The organism is Mesorhizobium sp. B2-4-7, from assembly GCF_006442685.1.
Lineage (GTDB): Bacteria > Pseudomonadota > Alphaproteobacteria > Rhizobiales > Rhizobiaceae > Mesorhizobium.
Map to the genome: position 1 here is coordinate 996,109 of NZ_VFVH01000001.1, position 16,186 is coordinate 1,012,294.

Below are 16,186 nucleotides of genomic sequence, written 5' to 3' on the forward strand. Positions count from 1 at the left end.
CTGACATTTTTCGAGCCCGAAGGCGCCGCAAAAGCCCGCTTCCGATGGAGAGCGGGCTTTTGTTAGTCGGCTCGGTTCCTAACTCAGGATAGCGACAATCTCATATGAGTTCGGATCGACAATAACAATCCTGCCATCGGCCAGGAGGAAATATTCATAGCTCTCATAGGCAGGAACGATTTCGACGATCCGGTGCGGAAGTCGATGCAGCCGCACCTTCTGCTTCGGCACTTTCACGCCGACCGAAATGTCCACGTCGAGATTCGAGACCGGTTCCACCTTCGTCTCGCGGATGACGTTGGTGATTTCGGTCTTCTGCTCGACGGATATATTGTTGATTGAAGCGGTTGAACTCTGGTCGGTAGTCGTACCGGCCTTGCCCTGCGCTTGCTGATCGGTAGTCGTACCGGCCTTGCCCTGCGCTTGCTGACCGGTAGTCGTACCGGCCTTGCCCTGCGCCTGCTCGTCGGTCTTCATGCGGGGCTTGCCTTGCGCCTGCTGATCGGTCTTCACGCCCGCCTTGCCTTGCGCCTGCTCGTCGGTCTTCATGCCGGCCTTGCCTTGCGCCTGCTCGTCGGTCTTCATGCCGGCCTTGCCTTGCGCCTGCTCATCGGTCTTCATGCCGGCCTTACCTTGCGCCTGCTCGTCGGTCTTTACGCCCGCCTTGCCCTGCGCCTGCTCATCGGTCTTCGCTCCGGCTTTGCCTTGCGCCTGCTCGTCGGTCTTCATGCCGGCCTTGCCTTGCGTCTGCTGCTCGGTGCTGCCGCCCTTCTGGCAATTGGCCGAGCCGGCTGCGCAAGTGTCTGCCCCACCCGATTGGGCCGCTTCGCCCGACTGCTGCTGGGTCTGCGCGATTGCCGCCCCACATCCGAGGGTAAGCGCTAACATGCTGGTGATCAGAGTGGTTCTCATGGGAAATCTCCTAGGATGGCAGTCCCTTCGCGGCAAAACTTTGCCACGCCGTGATTGTTCCACCGAAGGCTAATATATTCCGGAGCGGATGGAACTGCCGGCATTTTGCGAAGTTCGGCGCATGGGGCGCACCTGCCGAAACGCCGGTGGCGTCGTCGGCTTGGCGCCCTGCCCAACATCTGATGGAGACAGAAGTGGAAAAATATCTACTGGGAACGGCAGTGGGCATCCTGTTTCTTGCGGGGGCCGGAGCGGCCGCGGCGCAAGATGTGGTCATCCAGCCGGAGCAAGAAACCGTTATCAAGGAGTATGTGAAGAAGCAGCCGCTGGCCTCGGTCCAACTGCCCGGCGTGGAACTCAATGTCGGATCCACCGTGCCTGATACGGTCGAACTTCATGAAGTTCCCGATGTGAAATACCGCTACGTCGTGGTCGACAATCGAACAGTTCTGGTCGACCCGGAAACCCGGAAAATCGTCCAGGTCCTTCAATGACCGCATGTTCCAAAGCGCCCGCCCCGGCATGCGTCGAGGCGGGCGACCTGTGTCAGGTTTCTGTTTTCATGCATGTCTTTGTTCCAAACCGAGGCGTTTTGGGCGACATGCATGAGCATGGCTACGACTGCAGGTCAAATGCGATGTTGCGATGCTTTTGAATTGCTGAGCTGGCAACAATGTCCGCCAGTTCTTTGTCGGAGAGAGTGCATTCTGGCAGTTCGTAACGGATGGCTGACACCGCCTGCGCCGTGGAAATTGGCCATTCGAGATTTCTGCGGGAATTGATGTAGTGATCGATGGCCCGGATCAGTTCCTTCGAGGTCATATCGATCACAGGCATCGGTTCCTCCTCCTTATTTCCCCGTTTTTCTCACTGTGTTGACGGACACCGAAACCTGCCATCACAATTGTTAAAACGGCAGACGAAAAAGATGTCGATTCAGGAAAATAGGGGCTGGCGGTGGCTTTGGAGTTCACCTCCGCTGCATCGGTGGAAATATAACTGGGAGTGCAGCGGGTTGCGGTGTAGTGTCCCAAGTGATGGCCGCTGCAAAGGGAGAGCTCTTGCACCATGGACGGGGAAGCGGCGAAATCAGCCTTTCTGGGCGGGATTCGCGTTTTGATCGTGGAAGACGAATATTTTCTCGCCGATGACCTGCGTAAGGCTCTCGTCACACAAGGGGCGATAGTGCTCGGCCCGGTCGCCACGGTCGAGCCCGCAATCGAATTGCTGAACAGCGGTCAATGCGATTTTGCGATTCTCGATATCAACTTGCGCGGCGAGCAGACATTCGAGATTGCCCGCGAGTCGTTGGCGAAAGGCGTTCCGATCGCCTTCGCCACCGGCTATGATCAGACGGCCATACCAGCAGAGCTCGGCGGGATCAGGCGATTTGAAAAGCCTCTGGAATTCGGCAGCATTGTCGAGTTCGTTGCCGCGACGGCACTCGATACGCGATGAACGAGAGAAGCGAGCCGGCGGTTGGCCTGAGAGCGAAGACCGCGCGGCACCCGCTTATCCGCAAGCTGTCCAATTTCACGGTCCTGTCCGTGGAAGAATGCGACGCCATCGAGAGCGCGACAACAAAGGTCGCCGAATTCGCCGCCGGCGATGACGTCATCCAAAGGGGCGACAGGACAGGCGGGGTCAACCTGCTGCTCGAAGGATTTGCCTGCCGCTACAAGATTCTCGAAGACGGTCGGCGACAGATCCTTGCCTATTTGGTGCCGGGCGACCTTTGCGATCTTCACGTGTTCCTGCTGCGGCGCATGGACCACTCGATCGGTGCTCTCAGCCGCTCCAAGGTTGCGGCGATCCCGCAGAGCGCCATCCTCGGCTTCACCAACAGCTATCCCAATCTTACGCGTGCGCTCTGGTGGACCACGCTGCTCGGCGAGGCGATCACCCGCGAATGGGTCGTCAACATCGGCCAGCGGACTGCTTATGAGCGGATGGCTCACCTTTTTTGCGAGCTGTTCCACAGGCTTCACGCAATTGGTGAAACGGCCGGCAAGAGCTATCCCCTACCGGTAACCCAGGCGACCCTGGGCGATACGCTCGGTCTTTCGAACGTGCACATCAACCGTACGCTTCAGGATCTCAGGCGCGACGGCCTCATTTCGTTCAACAACGGCACTGTAACGATCAAGAACCTGGCGAAACTGGAGGCGGCGGCCTTTTTCAATCCTGATTACCTTCATCTGTTGGACGTCAGGGAGCCTTTTGCATGATCAGGCACGGCCTCATCGAGTGGAGCGCAAAAATGAAACATCATAGGGAACCTGGCCTGCTTCTGCCGGTTCGGCGTGACCGGAGGCGGTAGCGAGCGATGGCCAAGCGCGATTTGATCGGCGGATCGGCAGGTACGATCGATCCGCTGGGCCGCTGCGATCGCCCTCCATATTTCCGCCGACAGCGGCGGCATTAATGCTCCTGCCGGCTCGACGGTATCATTTTCGCCGGCTGAAAACCCCGCGCGGCGGCACGAAAGCCAATCCTGGGCGCGTGAACGCGAGCCAAAGGCCGACGAGACGATGCGCTTGGCACCGCGCATGATCGATGAACGGTTGAAAGACTGACAGGTGGCTGGAAAAAGACCTCCCAAGAAAGACGTCACGGGTACATTCTCCCGTCCGCAAGGTGTGTCCGCCGAAGAACGCGATGCTTCCGCGTCGATGCGGCTCAGCCATGTCGATGAACAGATGGACGAACGTGACGATCATATCGCCCGGCTCGAAGCCGAACTCCAGGTCACACGCGACCGCCTCCAGGCGACGAAGGCATTTGCCGCCGAATTACAGCACCGCGTTCGCAACACGTTGAGCATTGTCCGTTCGATCGCTCGCCGGTCGGTTGAAAACAGCAACAATGTCGAGGACTATGCCTTTCACCTCGAGGGCCGCATCAATGCGCTTGCACGCACGCACAATGTGCTGATGCGATCGGCCTCGGCCACCGTGCAGCTTGACATGCTTGTCCTTGACGAGCTTGCGTCCCAAGGCGGCCGGACGGAAGATCAGTTCACCATAGATGGCCCGGATATTTCCTTGTCCGGAAAGACGGCGGAGACCTTGGGCCTGGCGTTCCACGAACTCGCCACCAACTCGATGAAATATGGCGCGCTGTCGGCAGCCGACAAATCAATCAGCGTAAGCTGGAAAGTGGGTGGCACGCCCGCCAGACAGGAGCTGAAGATCCGCTGGATCGAGGACCTGCATGGTCCGGCAGCAATACCTGCGCGACGCGGCTTCGGATCCGAGCTGATCGAAAAGGTGGTGCCCTATGAGATCGGCGGAGCTGGCTCGCTGCGCTTCACCGATGCCGAGGTGATCTGCACGATGGATATCCCCCTCTCGAACGAAATTCACCCCAGCAGGAGCCTGGAGGACCCGCCCGACGATCTCCAGCATTGAACACCGACACTCCTGCGCCGAAAGGCGGCCGGGGCCAGGAGCGTGGAGTTGGAAGGGGCTGACCCAGCACCGACCGAGGTGGCGCAACGGCCCTGGGGTTTGCCGAGTTGCCGCCGCACCAGCCTTCAAATTCTCAAAATGATGGAACTTCAGCGACAACAAAGAGTTCGGAGCGCGGCGACGGCGAGCGCGCTGTCGTGATCTCGCGACTCACCTTGAAGCGGGAGGAACCTGGATCAACAGGAGCTGACCATGAAGTCCCATACACTCGAACAACTACACGCAATCGCGGAAGTTGATACGGTGTGCCCGACAATGACGCGGAACCAACGCCTGGAGCGCTGGGCAAGTCTTCTTGAGCGTCATCCTGAACGGCGCCTCGGAGCGCTTCCGGGCACCGAATATATGAGCCCCGACATGCGCGAAAACGCCTACTGCGTGCAATCCCCCATCAGCGTCGCGTTCGAAGATCCGATACTGCGGGCGCAGGGTCTGGAAGGCGACACCTATGGCGAGGCAAAGCGCTTTTTCGAACTGTCCAACTGGCAGTTGCACAACATCGTCTGCGATTGCCACGTCGGTGCGACCATGAAAGCCGGGTGGGTCGCCGTTCGCGTGCGCGCCGCCATGGGCGAAGGTTTCAATATCTTCGCCAGGCTCAGGGCGCTGCTCGGACGTTGACCGAGACGCCATCTCGAATGCGTCGACGGAATGAACAGTCGGTCGACGCATTTTTCCTCCTTGGCGGCAAGTGACGTCGCTTCAGGAGCTTCGAGGCTCCGACCCGCTGCCGATGGTCGGATCGGGCACCACCGGACCGCGCTCGGCTTCCGATCCTTCCGCCTCTATTTCCTGCACGGCCTGGTCCCAATGCTCCTGCTCTCGGCCCGGCGGGCGGCCTTCGCGCTCCCAGATCTCGTAGGCTCGTCGCTTTATGAGTTCTTCCTTGTCCATTGGAAACTCCTCCTGCGTGCCCCAATCTCCGGCAGGCCGCTTTGTTCCCTCCGGAAACAAAGGCAACGCTTTTGGAGCGATCCGGACTAGCCGCACCGGAGCGACACGGAACCCTTGGGGGATTAGGCCGTTTCCGAGCATCGGCGCAGTGGGGGATGGCTTGGGAATGCCCGCCGCTCGAACTCTTGGCGACGAACACGCCAATGATGTGCCTGCGCCACGCCTTGCCGCCCCGTGTGGCCTCGGCCAATCAAAGCCTTGCAGCGGGACCCCAAAGGGTGGGCGCGACGCAAATATTGGGCTTGAGATCATGACTATTGTCTTTTCGGATCGTCGCGAGGCAGGACGCGTTCTCGCTGATAAGCTCGGCCACTTCGCAGCGCGCGATGATGTCACCGTGCTGGCGCTGCCGCGCGGCGGCGTGCCTGTCGCCTACGAAGTCGCACAGGCATTGAAGGCACCGCTCGACGTTTTCGTCGTACGCAAGCTCGGCGTTCCCGGTTACGAAGAGTTGGCCATGGGCGCAATCGCGACCTCCGGCGTACGCGTCCTGAACGACGAGATCGTGGAAGGCCTCGCTGTGCCGGCCCACGTCATCGATGCGGTCACTGCCAGCGAGGAGAGGGAGCTTTTACGCCGCGAGCACCTCTATCGCGGCGAGCGGGTACCGCTCCTTGTGGAGGATCGAATCGTCATTCTCGTGGACGATGGGCTCGCCACTGGGTCGACCATGCGCGCGGCGGTCAGGGCGCTGCGCGAAAAGCGGCCTGCCCGTATAGTTGCGGCCGTTCCGGTCGGCAGTCCCGACACGTGCGAGGCGATGGAGAGCGAGGCAGACGAGGTCGTCTGTGCGACGACGCCGCAGCCGCTCATCGGCGTCGGGCGCTGGTATGAAGACTTCTCCCAAACCAGCGACGACGAGGTCCGCGCCCTTCTCGCCAAGGCGGGGCGACCAACCGCACCGTCCGGCCGCGATGCGCCGCAGAATACGGCAAACCGATTGCACAAGCACGTCGTTCGGCTCTCCGGAGACGCGCGAGACTACGACGAGCTCTTGGCGGCGATCGGCGAGGCGCGCTTTGTGTTGCTCGGTGAAGCTTCGCACGGCACACACGAATTCTATGAGGAGCGCGCGCGGATCACGCGGCGGCTGATCGAGGAGCAGGGTTTTGCCGCCGTCGCTGTCGAAGCCGACTGGCCCGACACATACCGGGTCAACCGCTATGTTCAGGGAACAGGCGGGGATATCGACGCCGAAGAGGCGCTCGCCGATTTCCGACGCTTCCCCACCTGGATGTGGCGGAACAGGGTCGTCGTCGATTTTGTCGAATGGCTGCGCCGGCACAATGAAGCGCCCGGCAAGGGCAATCCGAAAGTCGGGTTCTATGGGCTCGACCTCTATGCCCTGCATGGCGCGATGGAGGCGGTGCTGCGCTATCTCGAAAAGGCCGACCCGGCCGCGGCGGAGATCGCGCGTCGCCGCTATGCCTGTTTCGATCATTTCGGCCCTGACCCGCAGGCTTATGGCTTCATAGCCGGCAATGAGGTCGACAAATCTTGCCAGGAGGCTGTGGTCGCACAGCTGGTCGAGATGCTGAAGCGGCGCCCGGCGAAGGGCGAGCCACGCGAAGGCGCCATCGCGGACGAACTCTTCGCGGCGCAGCAAAACGCCCGCCTGGTGAAGAATGCGGAGGCCTATTATCGCGCCATGTTCCTGGCGCCCGAATCGACCTGGAACCTGCGTGATCGGCACATGGCCGAGACGTTCGACGCTCTCACCGCTCATCTCGGCCGGCTCCGGCGATCGCCGAAGATCGTGGTTTGGGCGCATAACTCCCATCTCGGCGACGCCAGGGCGACAGACAGGAGCCTGCATGGCGAGATCAACCTCGGACAGCTTATCCGCGAAAAGCATCAGCGCGACGCCTTCCTCGTCGGCTTCACGACGTATCAAGGAACGGTGACGGCGGCATCGAACTGGGACGGCCCCGCGGAGCGCAAGGTTGTCCGGCCTGCCCTAGCGCGCAGCTATGAGGCGCTGCTGCATGCAGTCCCGGCTGATCGCTTCCAGCTGGATCTGCGCGGCGACGGCGAAGCCCTGCCGCGACGGCTCCTGGAGCGCGCGATCGGCGTCATCTACCGCCCTGAGACCGAACGGGCCAGCCACTACTTCCATGCCGACCTTGCCGCGCAATTCGACATGCTGCTGCATTTCGACGAGACGCGGGCGGTTGAGCCGCTGGAGCGCAGCTCGCAATGGGACGCCGGCGAGCCCGCGGAGACCTATCCGTTCGGGGTTTAGGGACCGATCCAGTTGAGATGGAGATCGCCATGGTCTCAGTCCTGAAGACAAACGAGAAGGCCGTGCAGGTTCCCGCCGGCGGCGCATTGCTCGCGGGCAACCTGTCGCTGCCGCAGGAAGCCCGTGGGCTCGTCCTCTTCGCTCACGGCAGCGGCAGCAGCCGGCACAGCCCGCGCAACCGCTATGTGGCCGGACGGTTGAACGAGGCGGAACTCGCCACGTTGCTCATCGACCTGTTGACGACCGAAGAGGAGCGTATCGACCAGATTACCGCCGAGTTGCGGTTCGACATCCGCTTGCTCGCCGATCGACTGGTTCAGGTTACCGACTGGCTGCACATGTTCGAGGAAACGTCGGCGCTGCGCGTCGGTTATTTCGGCGCGAGCACAGGGGCTGCCGCGGCGCTGATGGCTGCGGCAGAGCGCCCGGATCGAGCGGCCGCCGTCGTCTCGCGCGGCGGGCGTCCGGATCTTGCGGCACCTGCCCTGCCCCGCGTCCGGGCACCAACGCTGCTCGTGGTCGGCGGCGCAGACACGCAGGTGATTGCGCTCAACCGTTCGGCGTTCGCGGCGCTGCGGTGTGAAAAGGAGCTGGCCATCGTTCCGGCTGCGACGCACCTGTTCGAGGAGCCCGGCGCGATGGAAGAAGTGGCGGACCTCGCGATCCAATGGTTCCTGCGCCAACTGCCCGCGTGACGCCGGCGCCAACGCCATCGCCTCATCAGAGAGCCAGATCGATTGGGTCGTCGGCGCGTTAAAAATCATTCCGCGGAGAAGCTTCCATGACAGTCAGGGTTCTGCAATTTCTCGCCATTGTCATTTCGGCCCTCGCGCTCATCCCGGCAGGGGCCCATCTCGCAGCTCTCCCCAACAAGATATCTCTGCCGCAGCCGGAATATTTCACCGTCCAAGGCATCTATTACGGATGGGCGATCCTTGGATTGCTCTGGCCTGCCGCGCTGATCGTGAACGCATTGTTGGCGATCTCCGTGCGCTCACAGGCTTGGCCCTTTTGGCTCGCCCTGCTTGCGGCGCTGTGTTTCGCGATCATGCTCGCGATCTTCGTTGTCTGGACGCTCCCTGCCAACCAGGCGACGCAGAACTGGACGACAATTCCCGCAAACTGGGAAGCGCTCAGGCAGCAATGGGAATATTCCCATGCGGTAAATACCGCGATTGTATTTGCCGCGCTCTGTCTCGCGACGCTGTCGGCGCTCTCGTGGCGTCCGGCCGATCTGTAGATTGTCGCCGGAGAAAGTCTCTTTTCCTCCGGATCATTCGCGCCATCGATGCGTTAGGTTTTCTGGAGGTCGCGACGTCGCACCGCCATCTGTCCCGCTGTATCCAACGAGGAGAAAGCGATGCCGGATAAGAAAACCATCGAGAAAGCGAAAAAAGACAAGCGCGAAGGTAAATCGCCCACCACGCAGGCCGGCGAATTCGTGCATGACGAGATCGAGAAGGTCCGTCGCGGCAAGCACGGCGCGCGCTCGACCAAGCAGGCGATCGCCATCGGTCTTTCGGAGGCGCGCCGCGCAGGCGTCGACCTGCCTCCGCCCAAGAAACGAAGCGTCAAGGAGAGCACCCGCAAGAGCGCCGAATACGCCTATGAAGTTGGCCGGGGCGAACGCAAGCCAAAACGCAGCCCCAAGGTCTCGAAGGCCGTTTCCGAGGTTCTCGAGCACGAGCCGAAGAACACGGCATCCCATGAGGCGCTTTCAAGACAGACCAAGCAGGCGGCGTCGCGCCGGACGGCCGAGGAGCGCTCGGCCGCAGCCAAGAAAGCCTCGGAGACGAAGGGCACTGCAGGCCGGTCCGCCGCCGCACGCAAGGCGGTCCGCACCAAGGGTGCTGCCGGAAGAAAGAAAGCAGCGCAGAAGGCCGCCAGCACGCGTGCGGGCCGAACCTAGAAGGTCGAAAACCCGCTACGCACTCTCTCCAGCCGGCTGGTGAGAGGTAGCTGGACCGCAGCCAGCGTCAAGCGATGCGCACTATGTCGGCTGGACAGTGCGATCGTGTGAGATACGGCCGTCCTTGTCTTTGTCTCGATCCGGCGGGAACAACGGCCCGTGTTCAAGGTTATGGAAAGCTACACCGGTGGTGGAGCTTTCATGACAACCTTAGGGAGACGAAGACATGGCGACTGCGAAGAAGGCGGCGACGAAAGGGCTGGAAGCCCTGTTCCTCGACGGGCTGAAGGATATTTATTACGCCGAAAAGAAAATACTAAAGGCGCTGCCCAAGATGGCCAAGGGTGCCGAGTCCGAGGAGGTCGCGGCGGCGTTCGAGAAACATCGCGTGGAAACCGAAGGCCAGGTCGACCGCCTCGAACAGGTGTTCGACCTGATGGACAAGCCAGCCCGCGGCAAGACCTGTCCGGCAATCGACGGCATTCTCGAAGAGGGTTCGGAGATTCTCGACGACTATAAGGGCGACCCAGCATTGGATGCAGGACTGGTCGGAGCGGCACAGGCGGTCGAGCACTATGAAATCGCACGCTACGGCACGTTGATCGCGTGGGCTGAACAGCTTGGCAAGAGCGACGCGGTCAAGCTCCTCAACGAGACGCTCAAAGAGGAAGTGGCAACCGATGAAGCGCTTACAGGCTTAGGCGAAGGCGGGGTCAATGAGCGGGCTCTTGAGAAAGCCGCTTAGCCGCGGGGCAGCCCGGCGCTAAGCGCCCGGCAGCCTTCCTGTCCAGAGCGGGGTGCGTTCGAGTTGAACTGCGGGTCCTGCTCTGGATTTGGCTGCCGGGACCTCGACAAAACAGGTTGTTAAAATCACCGAACCTTACAGGAGGATCCGCGCAATGCCGGAAGACCTGTCTCGCGAGGAAGAGCAACGCGGTACCGGAAAGCTCATCACCTGGGGTGTCGTGATCGCCGCCGTGTTTTTTATTGGCCTCTTGGCCATATTCGTCCTCAAGCCGCTTATGACGGGATCTTAGAATCCTTTCGAGCCGCAGCGCGCTTAGCCGCGCCGGAACGTGCTCGCAAGCAATTCGATGGCCGCAAAACAATTCCGGCACGCTTTGCGAGGCGGCGGTGATGCGATCGAATGTTCCCCCAAAGGAGTGCGAACCATGCCCCTGACGCTCAGCAGCCCCGCCTTTGCCGACGGCGGAGAGATCCCCGAAGCCTATACTCGTGACGGCAAGAACGTATCTCCGCCTCTGAAGTGGGCCGGGGTACCGGACGGCACAAAGAGCCTCGTCCTTGTCGTCCAGGATCCCGACGCGCCGAGCGGAATGTTCGGCCATTGGGGGGTGTTCAACATTTCGCCGGAGGTGCAGGAGTTGCCCGAAGCGGAAAGCGGCAGACCGGGTCCACAGGCCCTCAGGCAAGCGCGGAACGATTTCGGCAATGCCTATTACGACGGCCCTGAACCGCCTGCGGGCCACGGTGTCCATCACTACCACTTCCGGCTGGCGGCGCTCGACACGCCGAACCTTGCTATCCCCGCAAGCACGGGCGTGGAGCGTATCTGGCACGAGGCGCAAAAACATTTGCTGGAGCAGGCAGAACTCGTCGGAACCTACGAACGTGGCCGGTAATTGAAGGCAGATTGATCCGGGCGCCGTCGTCCACGCGCGGAACGGTTCTTCTCCTTGCCGGTTGTGAGGGAAAGGAGACGTCCCAATGTTTGAAAGCGTCATGTGGTTGATCGTCGTCGCCGGCGGGCCATTGTTGCTGCTCGTATTGCTGGCCTACGTCATTGTCACCCGACGTCGCCGCGGTCCCGCAGAACGCAGAGAAAGCGATCGAGCCACCGATCGGCTCTATCATCAGGACAAGGATTGATTGTAGCTACCGTGGCCCACAGCAAACTTAATCAGCGGTCCAAACATCCCTCGCACATGTCCCGAAGATCAATTTCGGGCGAGGCACCCACGCCGGCCTGGCTGCAAAGTGCCCCGCCGCCCTGGCAGGCTTGTTCTTCAGGGCCGGTTTATTGCCCTGCCGCCGTCGCGCTCAGGGACATAGTCGCCCGCGTTGACGTCAAAGCCGGTCCAGCCATCCGCCTCGTAAGCCCTGCGGCGTTCCATCACGTCAACCGAGCTGGACTGACCCAGAATGTCCTCGGCTTCCGGAACAAGCCCATCGTCCACCTTGGCCGTCACCAGCGTACCGCCACGACGTACGCCCTCTGCATAGACATTTGCATCGTTTTCGGAAACACCCGAATCCATCAGAGCGCCAATGATACCGCCCGCCGCGCCACCAGCCACCGCGCCGGCAACCGCCCCGGTGGCGGTAGCGGCAAGCCATCCGGCCGCAACCACAGGTCCGACGCCCGGAACGGCCATGACGCCCAACCCTGTCAGCAAACCGCCGGCGCCACCGACCACGGCCCCTATCCCTGCACCGCTCGCGGCATCTTCAGCGGCTTCGGAACGATCTCTCTCGTACCAGCCATCCGAGTTGTTGGCGATGATGCTGATATTGGAATGTGGCACTCCGGACGCTTCCAGTTCGCCGACCGCGTCGGCTGCGTCATCATAGTTGTCGAACAGTGCAGTTACGGTTTTCATTTTGATATCTCCTGATCGTGCTCACTTGCTGTCGGCGACGACGTTGCCCTGATAGTCGAGCCCGACGGCGACACTTTGGCCTGACTTGGTCGCCTGGCCGCGCCAGATGCCTTGATCGTCCTTGGCAAGCTTCGACACATTGGAATAGCCGGCATCCTCGATGCGGCTCTTTGCCTGGGTCTCGGTGAAACTGTTTGCGCCGGGCACCAGGGCTGCGGCATTGGGCGTGTTCGTGGTTTTCACAGCGGGCGTTGTCGCTCCCGTGATGGAGTCCTGGCCGGCGGCGATCTTTTCGATCATCTGCCGATGCATCTTCAACGTATCGACCGTCTGCTGGGCGAACGTCTTGAGGGCCGCGTTGTCGCCGTCGCGGGCGTAGCTTTCAAACAGATTGACGGCATCGGCGTGCGCCTTGCGCTGCATGTCCACATAGGCCGGATCGATTGGCGGCTGTGCGTTCTGGAGCTTATCCAGATCCGCCTGGTGCTGCGCATCGAGCGCCGTCGGCATCTTCAACTTCTGTTCGCCGGCAATTGTTTCCAGCTTGGCGTTGGCCGCGCCGTGGTCCCGGATCATCGTCTGCGCGAAATTCTTGATGCTTTGATCCTGGGCCTTGTCCTGGGCAATCTTGCTCGAATCGATCTCGAACTTGCCGCCGACGGCGGCCTTGTCGACGAAATCCTGGGCGCTGTCGGCAGCAGCCAAAGCAGGCATTGCGATAAGCATGGAAGCAGCGGCGAGCGAGGCAAGAAGGTGTCGCGTTTTCATTGGCTTTGTCCTTGTCGATGCGCGAACTTACGATGCGCCCTAACAAGCCAGGATGGGCTTTGTTCCGGCGCCGTGCGATGCGCTGCAAGCGCCTTCGGACAGGCCCCACGACCGGCCAGGAGACCTTCAACATCGGGACCGCGGCGCGGAACAAATCGGCGGCTGCGAGATTTGATTTTAAATGCGACCCATGAGCGTCAATCTGTCGACCGAGCGAACTTGCCGAATTGGGTTCCGAGGAGAGTTCATGGCCAAGATTTCAAATTCCACACCTGCCGCAGCCAGGGGAGAAGTTCAGGCTGGAGCCACACGGGACAAAACGCCCGGATTCGATCCTGCAGTTGCCCCGTTCGAGACCGACGCCGAGGCGGCGGACACGCAGAACCCGGTCACTGAAGCAGGTCCGCAGCGTTCTCTCCGGCCAAAATTCGAAAACGATGCCAGCTTCGCCAACGCGATGCGGCCGGTGGAGAACGAGCCCCAACTGCAGCCCCGCAGCAACTGGCCGCTAATGATGATTGCGGCCGTCGTGCTGATAGCGGCCGCGGTGTTCCTGGCAGCCAGCCTGCTGCGGTAAGGCGCATCATCCTGAGTGCAGACAGCATCAGACAACCCTTGGCTGAGTTCGAGCACTTTCGCGCGGCCGTCCGCCTGGGTCGTCATCGATCCTGCCTCCCTCGTGGATGAAATTCGGGGGCGCCCTTCATGCCGGAAAGTTCCGTTGTCGAACACAGCAGCCGCGGCCGTGCAGGATCGGAGATGTCGAGCTTGTCCCAGGGAATACGGTACAGGCCGTCGCGACGGCGCAGCCGGAAGAAATCCAGCACCGCCGTGCCGATGGTCGAGGCCGAGAGACGCTCGAAAGCGGCGTAGATACCGACATGGAATTCGGTAACGACGAAGTCGTCGCCGGCCGGTTCGGCTCGTATCTCCTCGATATAGCCGATGCTTTCGCCTTGCCGCGAGAGAACGCGTCGTCCGGCCAGATGCTCGAGGTTGACGGTGGACATCATCAAGCTCCCGGAATGCGTCCGATGACATGGTCGCGCAGCCAGTCCTGCCAGGCGAAGATCGAGGTTTCGCGCACATCGATATCGAACTGGATGTCGACGCCTATGTCCTGGACCTTCTTCCAGGCGATCCGGTGCGGCTTGCGATGGCGTTTGCCGCCCCACGCTGCCGCGAGTTGCGTCATCCAACGCCCTGGCCGTACGCCCAGGCGACGCGCCAAGGTGACGGAGCCGAGCTCGACCGCGATGATCCTCGGCGGCTTGCCCGGCCGCAACTCCGCCACCAGCCCGTCGATCTTGCCGATCTTGACCTGTTCGCGGTCGACGATCTGCTTGTCGAGGATGTCGCGCAGCAAATCCATCAAGTGCCTCCGAATATCTGCAGGGGAATGGTCACCACGGCGAGCACGAAACCAAGCCCGATGATGAAGATCACCGCGGCATTCGAGACAATGCCGTTGCGGTGCTCGCCGACATAGCGCTTGTCGTTCAGCAGGAAAAGGAAAGGAATTACCGTCAGCGGCAGGCTGGCGGCGGTCAGCGCCATGGAAAAAATGGTGAGCTTCAGCGGATCGAGCCCAAGCATGATGGGGATGGCGGCCAGAAACAATGATACCGTGTAGACGGCACTGAAGCCAGGATCGTCGCGTGGCTTGAGGTTTTCGCCCCAGTTCCATCCAAACCCTTGCGCCACCAGATAAGCCTGTTGCAGCCCAACCTCGAGTGCGGCGCCGAAGCAAGCGATGGCGAGCGAGGCAACGAACAGGACGAACCCCCAGAAGCCGAATATCGGGATCAGCATCAACGGTAATTGATGATAGTCGTCGACCTGATCGATGCCGTGCGTTGCAAGCACGAGCGCGGCCACCATCAAGACGCCGATCGAAATGGTGCCGCCAAAGGCCATGCCCAGTCCGGCGATGGCCCGATTGGTTCCGAGATAGCTTCTGTCCCACTGGTCCTCGATCGCCCCCGAGGAATAGAACATGAACAGGTAAGGCGATATCGAAGCGCCAAGGATGCTGACCGCCATGAACCAGTAACTCGCCGCATCATGGGTCGGCAGTGTAGGCACCGCGCCGGACGCGACAGCTGTCCAATCGGGCTTCAGCATCATCGCTGCGACCACGAAGCACAGCGTCACGAGGCCGAGTATCGACACGCCTTTCTCGATCAGCCCGAACGTGCCTTTCCACAGCAACAGCCATGCCATCAAAGCCACGGGTAAAGCCCACCATTGAAAGCCAATGCCGGTGGCAAGTTCGAGCGCGATGGCAACACCACCGATCTCGGCGGACAGCACCATGAAATTGACCAGCAGGGCGGCAAGCAATGGCCATAGCGAAACGTTGAAGCCAAATCGTTCCCGGATCCCGTCGGAGATGGTGTGATGGCTCACGGCGGCAAACCGGCCGGCCATCTCGACCAGAAAAATGATGCAGATGGTGCCGAGAACCACCGCCCAGATCAGCTGGAACCCGAAGGTCGCACCTGCCTGGGCTGCCGTCGCCATCGATCCGACTTCCAGGAAACCGCCAACACTGGTGACGATGCCCAGCGATATTTCCAGGAGCTTCTTCATGGCTTCGGCGCGAAATATCTGAAGTGAGCGGCGGCCAGGGAGCGCGTGGCCGTCCGAATATCTTCTTGAGCCTCCTGCACTTGCGGGCGGCGGTCCGCTTGCAGTCCCGCACGGGCGCGGTCCACCGCGATCGACAGGTCCTTGACCGCCGCCGCCAAAGCAGCCTGCTCGGCAGGTTCAGCCGTAGTGGCCGATCGGATCTTCGCGTCGATGTCGGCCAGCGTCGTGCCGGCCGAGTGCAGCGTGCCCGAAGCATATTTGGAAGGGGCAGCTCCCGCCGCCCAGGCATCAAGCGTCATTGATACGGTCTGCGCCGTCGAGGCGGCAGTTCGGGATTGCTGTTCGATCTGGTCCGAGGACGAGCACGCGGTCGACATGGCCATGAGCAACAGCAGGCATGCGCTGTTGCGGCCAAGGCGACGACCGCTAAGAATTAGATCCGGCGTTGGACCCGCCACACGAATGACCTCCCCCACCAACGAAAACCATGTTCGGCGTAAGTTTTGATCTAGCGCGCCCGCCCTCCCCGTCAACCGACGGCCACGATCGAGCCCAGCACGGAGTGCAAGCCTGTCGGCCGCGGCAGGTGCCAAGCGGCAGCGACGGGGACCAGCTCGAGCGGAACAAAGGATCGGCAATCGGATTAACGAGGAGGCGGGCGGTTCGACTTCCATCCTGATCGCCGCGCCGCCCGAACGATCGACTGGCAGGGAAGGAC

At 61.4% G+C, this 16,186-nt stretch carries 24 protein-coding genes; 14 read left to right on the forward strand and 10 right to left on the reverse strand.

From position 1 onward, the window contains the following. Positions 1-78: 78 nt before the first annotated feature. Entirely contained in the window at positions 79-912 is an 834-nt protein-coding gene (locus tag FJ946_RS04950; protein WP_140732200.1) for a DUF1236 domain-containing protein, read from the reverse strand. A 194-nt stretch (positions 913-1,106) separates the two neighbouring features. Here FJ946_RS04950 and FJ946_RS04955 point away from each other — a divergent pair, with 194 nt between their 5' ends. After that, positions 1,107-1,406, forward strand: coding sequence for a DUF1236 domain-containing protein (locus FJ946_RS04955; RefSeq protein WP_224519082.1), 300 nt, complete (start codon positions 1,107-1,109; stop codon positions 1,404-1,406). Positions 1,407-1,527: 121 nt separating this feature from the next. Here the strand turns inward: FJ946_RS04955 and FJ946_RS04960 are convergent, their stop codons facing one another. Then, positions 1,528-1,749 (reverse strand): hypothetical protein, encoded by a 222-nt coding sequence (locus tag FJ946_RS04960; protein WP_140497477.1) that lies wholly within the window; start codon positions 1,747-1,749, stop codon positions 1,528-1,530. Between the two features lie 231 nt (positions 1,750-1,980). Between FJ946_RS04960 and FJ946_RS04965 the strand changes: the two genes are divergently transcribed. Next, positions 1,981-2,370, forward strand: coding sequence for a response regulator (locus FJ946_RS04965; RefSeq protein WP_140564408.1), 390 nt, complete (start codon positions 1,981-1,983; stop codon positions 2,368-2,370). Continuing rightward, a complete protein-coding gene (locus FJ946_RS04970; protein ID WP_140564409.1) occupies positions 2,367-3,140 on the forward strand; it encodes a Crp/Fnr family transcriptional regulator in 774 nt (257 codons plus the stop codon). Before FJ946_RS04965 ends, FJ946_RS04970 begins: the two co-directional genes overlap by 4 nt. 219 nt (positions 3,141-3,359) lie before the next feature. Here FJ946_RS04970 and FJ946_RS30950 read toward each other — a convergent pair whose 3' ends face one another. Beyond that, complete coding sequence (locus tag FJ946_RS30950; RefSeq protein ID WP_181175369.1) at positions 3,360-3,632, reverse strand: hypothetical protein; 273 nt, start codon at positions 3,630-3,632, stop codon at positions 3,360-3,362. Here FJ946_RS30950 and FJ946_RS04975 point away from each other — a divergent pair. Together FJ946_RS04975 and FJ946_RS04980 are read left to right on the forward strand one after the other, a co-directional pair. After that, the gene (locus tag FJ946_RS04975; RefSeq protein WP_181165406.1) at positions 3,612-4,322 is read left to right on the forward strand and encodes a sensor histidine kinase; all 711 of its coding nucleotides are present in this window, start codon (positions 3,612-3,614) and stop codon (positions 4,320-4,322) included. The two genes, FJ946_RS30950 and FJ946_RS04975, sit on opposite strands and share 21 nt — an antisense overlap. Positions 4,323-4,574: 252 nt before the next feature. Next, positions 4,575-5,003, forward strand: coding sequence for a hypothetical protein (locus FJ946_RS04980; RefSeq protein ID WP_140515225.1), 429 nt, complete (start codon positions 4,575-4,577; stop codon positions 5,001-5,003). Between the two features lie 81 nt (positions 5,004-5,084). Here FJ946_RS04980 and FJ946_RS04985 read toward each other — a convergent pair whose 3' ends face one another. Further along, positions 5,085-5,276 carry a DUF2934 domain-containing protein gene (locus tag FJ946_RS04985; protein ID WP_140497466.1) on the reverse strand — a complete coding sequence of 64 codons (192 nt, stop codon included), beginning with the start codon at positions 5,274-5,276 and terminating at the stop codon, positions 5,085-5,087. Positions 5,277-5,586: 310 nt separating this feature from the next. Between FJ946_RS04985 and FJ946_RS04990 the strand changes: the two genes are divergently transcribed. The 8 genes from FJ946_RS04990 to FJ946_RS05020 all read left to right on the forward strand — a co-directional run bounded on the left by FJ946_RS04990 (position 5,587) and on the right by FJ946_RS05020 (position 11,377). Next, on the forward strand, positions 5,587-7,578 hold the full coding sequence (locus FJ946_RS04990) for an erythromycin esterase family protein (protein ID WP_246673049.1): 1,992 nt from the start codon (positions 5,587-5,589) through the stop codon (positions 7,576-7,578). 29 nt (positions 7,579-7,607) lie between these two features. After that, positions 7,608-8,273, forward strand: coding sequence for a dienelactone hydrolase family protein (locus tag FJ946_RS04995; protein ID WP_140564410.1), 666 nt, complete (start codon positions 7,608-7,610; stop codon positions 8,271-8,273). An 86-nt stretch (positions 8,274-8,359) separates the two neighbouring features. Next, positions 8,360-8,818 (forward strand): DUF1772 domain-containing protein, encoded by a 459-nt coding sequence (locus FJ946_RS05000; RefSeq protein ID WP_140515222.1) that lies wholly within the window; start codon positions 8,360-8,362, stop codon positions 8,816-8,818. A gap of 120 nt (positions 8,819-8,938) precedes the next feature. After that, positions 8,939-9,487: a DUF6496 domain-containing protein gene (locus FJ946_RS05005; protein ID WP_140555720.1), complete on the forward strand. Its 549-nt coding sequence runs from the start codon at positions 8,939-8,941 to the stop codon at positions 9,485-9,487. A gap of 226 nt (positions 9,488-9,713) precedes the next feature. Then, entirely contained in the window at positions 9,714-10,232 is a 519-nt protein-coding gene (locus tag FJ946_RS05010; protein ID WP_140497458.1) for a ferritin-like domain-containing protein, read from the forward strand. A 154-nt stretch (positions 10,233-10,386) separates the two neighbouring features. After that, a complete protein-coding gene (locus FJ946_RS30685) occupies positions 10,387-10,524 on the forward strand; it encodes a hypothetical protein (protein ID WP_181167175.1) in 138 nt (45 codons plus the stop codon). A 135-nt stretch (positions 10,525-10,659) separates the two neighbouring features. Continuing rightward, complete coding sequence (locus FJ946_RS05015) at positions 10,660-11,130, forward strand: YbhB/YbcL family Raf kinase inhibitor-like protein (protein ID WP_140555662.1); 471 nt, start codon at positions 10,660-10,662, stop codon at positions 11,128-11,130. A gap of 85 nt (positions 11,131-11,215) precedes the next feature. Beyond that, positions 11,216-11,377 carry a hypothetical protein gene (locus FJ946_RS05020; RefSeq protein WP_140497454.1) on the forward strand — a complete coding sequence of 54 codons (162 nt, stop codon included), beginning with the start codon at positions 11,216-11,218 and terminating at the stop codon, positions 11,375-11,377. Positions 11,378-11,514: 137 nt separating this feature from the next. Here the strand turns inward: FJ946_RS05020 and FJ946_RS05025 are convergent, their stop codons facing one another. Both FJ946_RS05025 and FJ946_RS05030 read right to left on the reverse strand, forming a co-directional pair. Next, positions 11,515-12,108: a general stress protein gene (locus FJ946_RS05025; RefSeq protein ID WP_140564411.1), complete on the reverse strand. Its 594-nt coding sequence runs from the start codon at positions 12,106-12,108 to the stop codon at positions 11,515-11,517. Positions 12,109-12,129: 21 nt separating this feature from the next. Continuing rightward, a complete protein-coding gene (locus tag FJ946_RS05030; RefSeq protein WP_140564412.1) occupies positions 12,130-12,876 on the reverse strand; it encodes a DUF4142 domain-containing protein in 747 nt (248 codons plus the stop codon). 247 nt (positions 12,877-13,123) lie between these two features. Between FJ946_RS05030 and FJ946_RS05035 the strand changes: the two genes are divergently transcribed. Next, positions 13,124-13,453 (forward strand): hypothetical protein, encoded by a 330-nt coding sequence (locus tag FJ946_RS05035; protein ID WP_140555667.1) that lies wholly within the window; start codon positions 13,124-13,126, stop codon positions 13,451-13,453. An 82-nt stretch (positions 13,454-13,535) separates the two neighbouring features. On the opposite strand, the gene FJ946_RS05040 is transcribed toward FJ946_RS05035, so the two are convergent. The 4 genes from FJ946_RS05040 to FJ946_RS05055 are packed head-to-tail and all read right to left on the reverse strand — an operon-like array spanning position 13,536 to position 15,926. Then, positions 13,536-13,886 carry a hypothetical protein gene (locus tag FJ946_RS05040; protein ID WP_140497446.1) on the reverse strand — a complete coding sequence of 117 codons (351 nt, stop codon included), beginning with the start codon at positions 13,884-13,886 and terminating at the stop codon, positions 13,536-13,538. 2 nt (positions 13,887-13,888) lie between these two features. Beyond that, positions 13,889-14,248, reverse strand: coding sequence for a hypothetical protein (locus FJ946_RS05045; protein WP_140515218.1), 360 nt, complete (start codon positions 14,246-14,248; stop codon positions 13,889-13,891). Then, positions 14,248-15,468, reverse strand: coding sequence for an Nramp family divalent metal transporter (locus tag FJ946_RS05050; protein ID WP_140525122.1), 1,221 nt, complete (start codon positions 15,466-15,468; stop codon positions 14,248-14,250). The genes FJ946_RS05045 and FJ946_RS05050 overlap by 1 nt, the downstream gene beginning before the upstream one ends. Then, positions 15,465-15,926, reverse strand: a complete 462-nt coding sequence (locus FJ946_RS05055) for a hypothetical protein (protein ID WP_140555668.1) — start codon at positions 15,924-15,926, stop codon at positions 15,465-15,467. The genes FJ946_RS05050 and FJ946_RS05055 overlap by 4 nt, the downstream gene beginning before the upstream one ends. Positions 15,927-16,186 lie beyond the last annotated feature (260 nt).

What these genes read in the sequence shown, in the direction of transcription:
- FJ946_RS04950 (WP_140732200.1), bottom strand. Translation starts at nt 912, where the DNA reads ATGAGAACCACTCTGATCACCAGCATGTTAGCGCTTACCCTCGGATGT.
- FJ946_RS04960 (WP_140497477.1), bottom strand. Translation starts at nt 1,749, where the DNA reads ATGCCTGTGATCGATATGACCTCGAAGGAACTGATCCGGGCCATCGAT.
- FJ946_RS04965 (WP_140564408.1), top strand. Translation starts at nt 1,981, where the DNA reads ATGGACGGGGAAGCGGCGAAATCAGCCTTTCTGGGCGGGATTCGCGTT.
- FJ946_RS04970 (WP_140564409.1), top strand. Translation starts at nt 2,367, where the DNA reads ATGAACGAGAGAAGCGAGCCGGCGGTTGGCCTGAGAGCGAAGACCGCG.
- FJ946_RS04975 (WP_181165406.1), top strand. Translation starts at nt 3,612, where the DNA reads ATGGACGAACGTGACGATCATATCGCCCGGCTCGAAGCCGAACTCCAG.
- FJ946_RS30950 (WP_181175369.1), bottom strand. Translation starts at nt 3,632, where the DNA reads ATGATCGTCACGTTCGTCCATCTGTTCATCGACATGGCTGAGCCGCAT.
- FJ946_RS04980 (WP_140515225.1), top strand. Translation starts at nt 4,575, where the DNA reads ATGAAGTCCCATACACTCGAACAACTACACGCAATCGCGGAAGTTGAT.
- FJ946_RS04985 (WP_140497466.1), bottom strand. Translation starts at nt 5,276, where the DNA reads ATGGACAAGGAAGAACTCATAAAGCGACGAGCCTACGAGATCTGGGAG.
- FJ946_RS04990 (WP_246673049.1), top strand. Translation starts at nt 5,587, where the DNA reads ATGACTATTGTCTTTTCGGATCGTCGCGAGGCAGGACGCGTTCTCGCT.
- FJ946_RS04995 (WP_140564410.1), top strand. Translation starts at nt 7,608, where the DNA reads ATGGTCTCAGTCCTGAAGACAAACGAGAAGGCCGTGCAGGTTCCCGCC.
- FJ946_RS05000 (WP_140515222.1), top strand. Translation starts at nt 8,360, where the DNA reads ATGACAGTCAGGGTTCTGCAATTTCTCGCCATTGTCATTTCGGCCCTC.
- FJ946_RS05005 (WP_140555720.1), top strand. Translation starts at nt 8,939, where the DNA reads ATGCCGGATAAGAAAACCATCGAGAAAGCGAAAAAAGACAAGCGCGAA.
- FJ946_RS05010 (WP_140497458.1), top strand. Translation starts at nt 9,714, where the DNA reads ATGGCGACTGCGAAGAAGGCGGCGACGAAAGGGCTGGAAGCCCTGTTC.
- FJ946_RS30685 (WP_181167175.1), top strand. Translation starts at nt 10,387, where the DNA reads ATGCCGGAAGACCTGTCTCGCGAGGAAGAGCAACGCGGTACCGGAAAG.
- FJ946_RS05015 (WP_140555662.1), top strand. Translation starts at nt 10,660, where the DNA reads ATGCCCCTGACGCTCAGCAGCCCCGCCTTTGCCGACGGCGGAGAGATC.
- FJ946_RS05020 (WP_140497454.1), top strand. Translation starts at nt 11,216, where the DNA reads ATGTTTGAAAGCGTCATGTGGTTGATCGTCGTCGCCGGCGGGCCATTG.
- FJ946_RS05025 (WP_140564411.1), bottom strand. Translation starts at nt 12,108, where the DNA reads ATGAAAACCGTAACTGCACTGTTCGACAACTATGATGACGCAGCCGAC.
- FJ946_RS05030 (WP_140564412.1), bottom strand. Translation starts at nt 12,876, where the DNA reads ATGAAAACGCGACACCTTCTTGCCTCGCTCGCCGCTGCTTCCATGCTT.
- FJ946_RS05035 (WP_140555667.1), top strand. Translation starts at nt 13,124, where the DNA reads ATGGCCAAGATTTCAAATTCCACACCTGCCGCAGCCAGGGGAGAAGTT.
- FJ946_RS05040 (WP_140497446.1), bottom strand. Translation starts at nt 13,886, where the DNA reads ATGTCCACCGTCAACCTCGAGCATCTGGCCGGACGACGCGTTCTCTCG.
- FJ946_RS05045 (WP_140515218.1), bottom strand. Translation starts at nt 14,248, where the DNA reads ATGGATTTGCTGCGCGACATCCTCGACAAGCAGATCGTCGACCGCGAA.
- FJ946_RS05050 (WP_140525122.1), bottom strand. Translation starts at nt 15,468, where the DNA reads ATGAAGAAGCTCCTGGAAATATCGCTGGGCATCGTCACCAGTGTTGGC.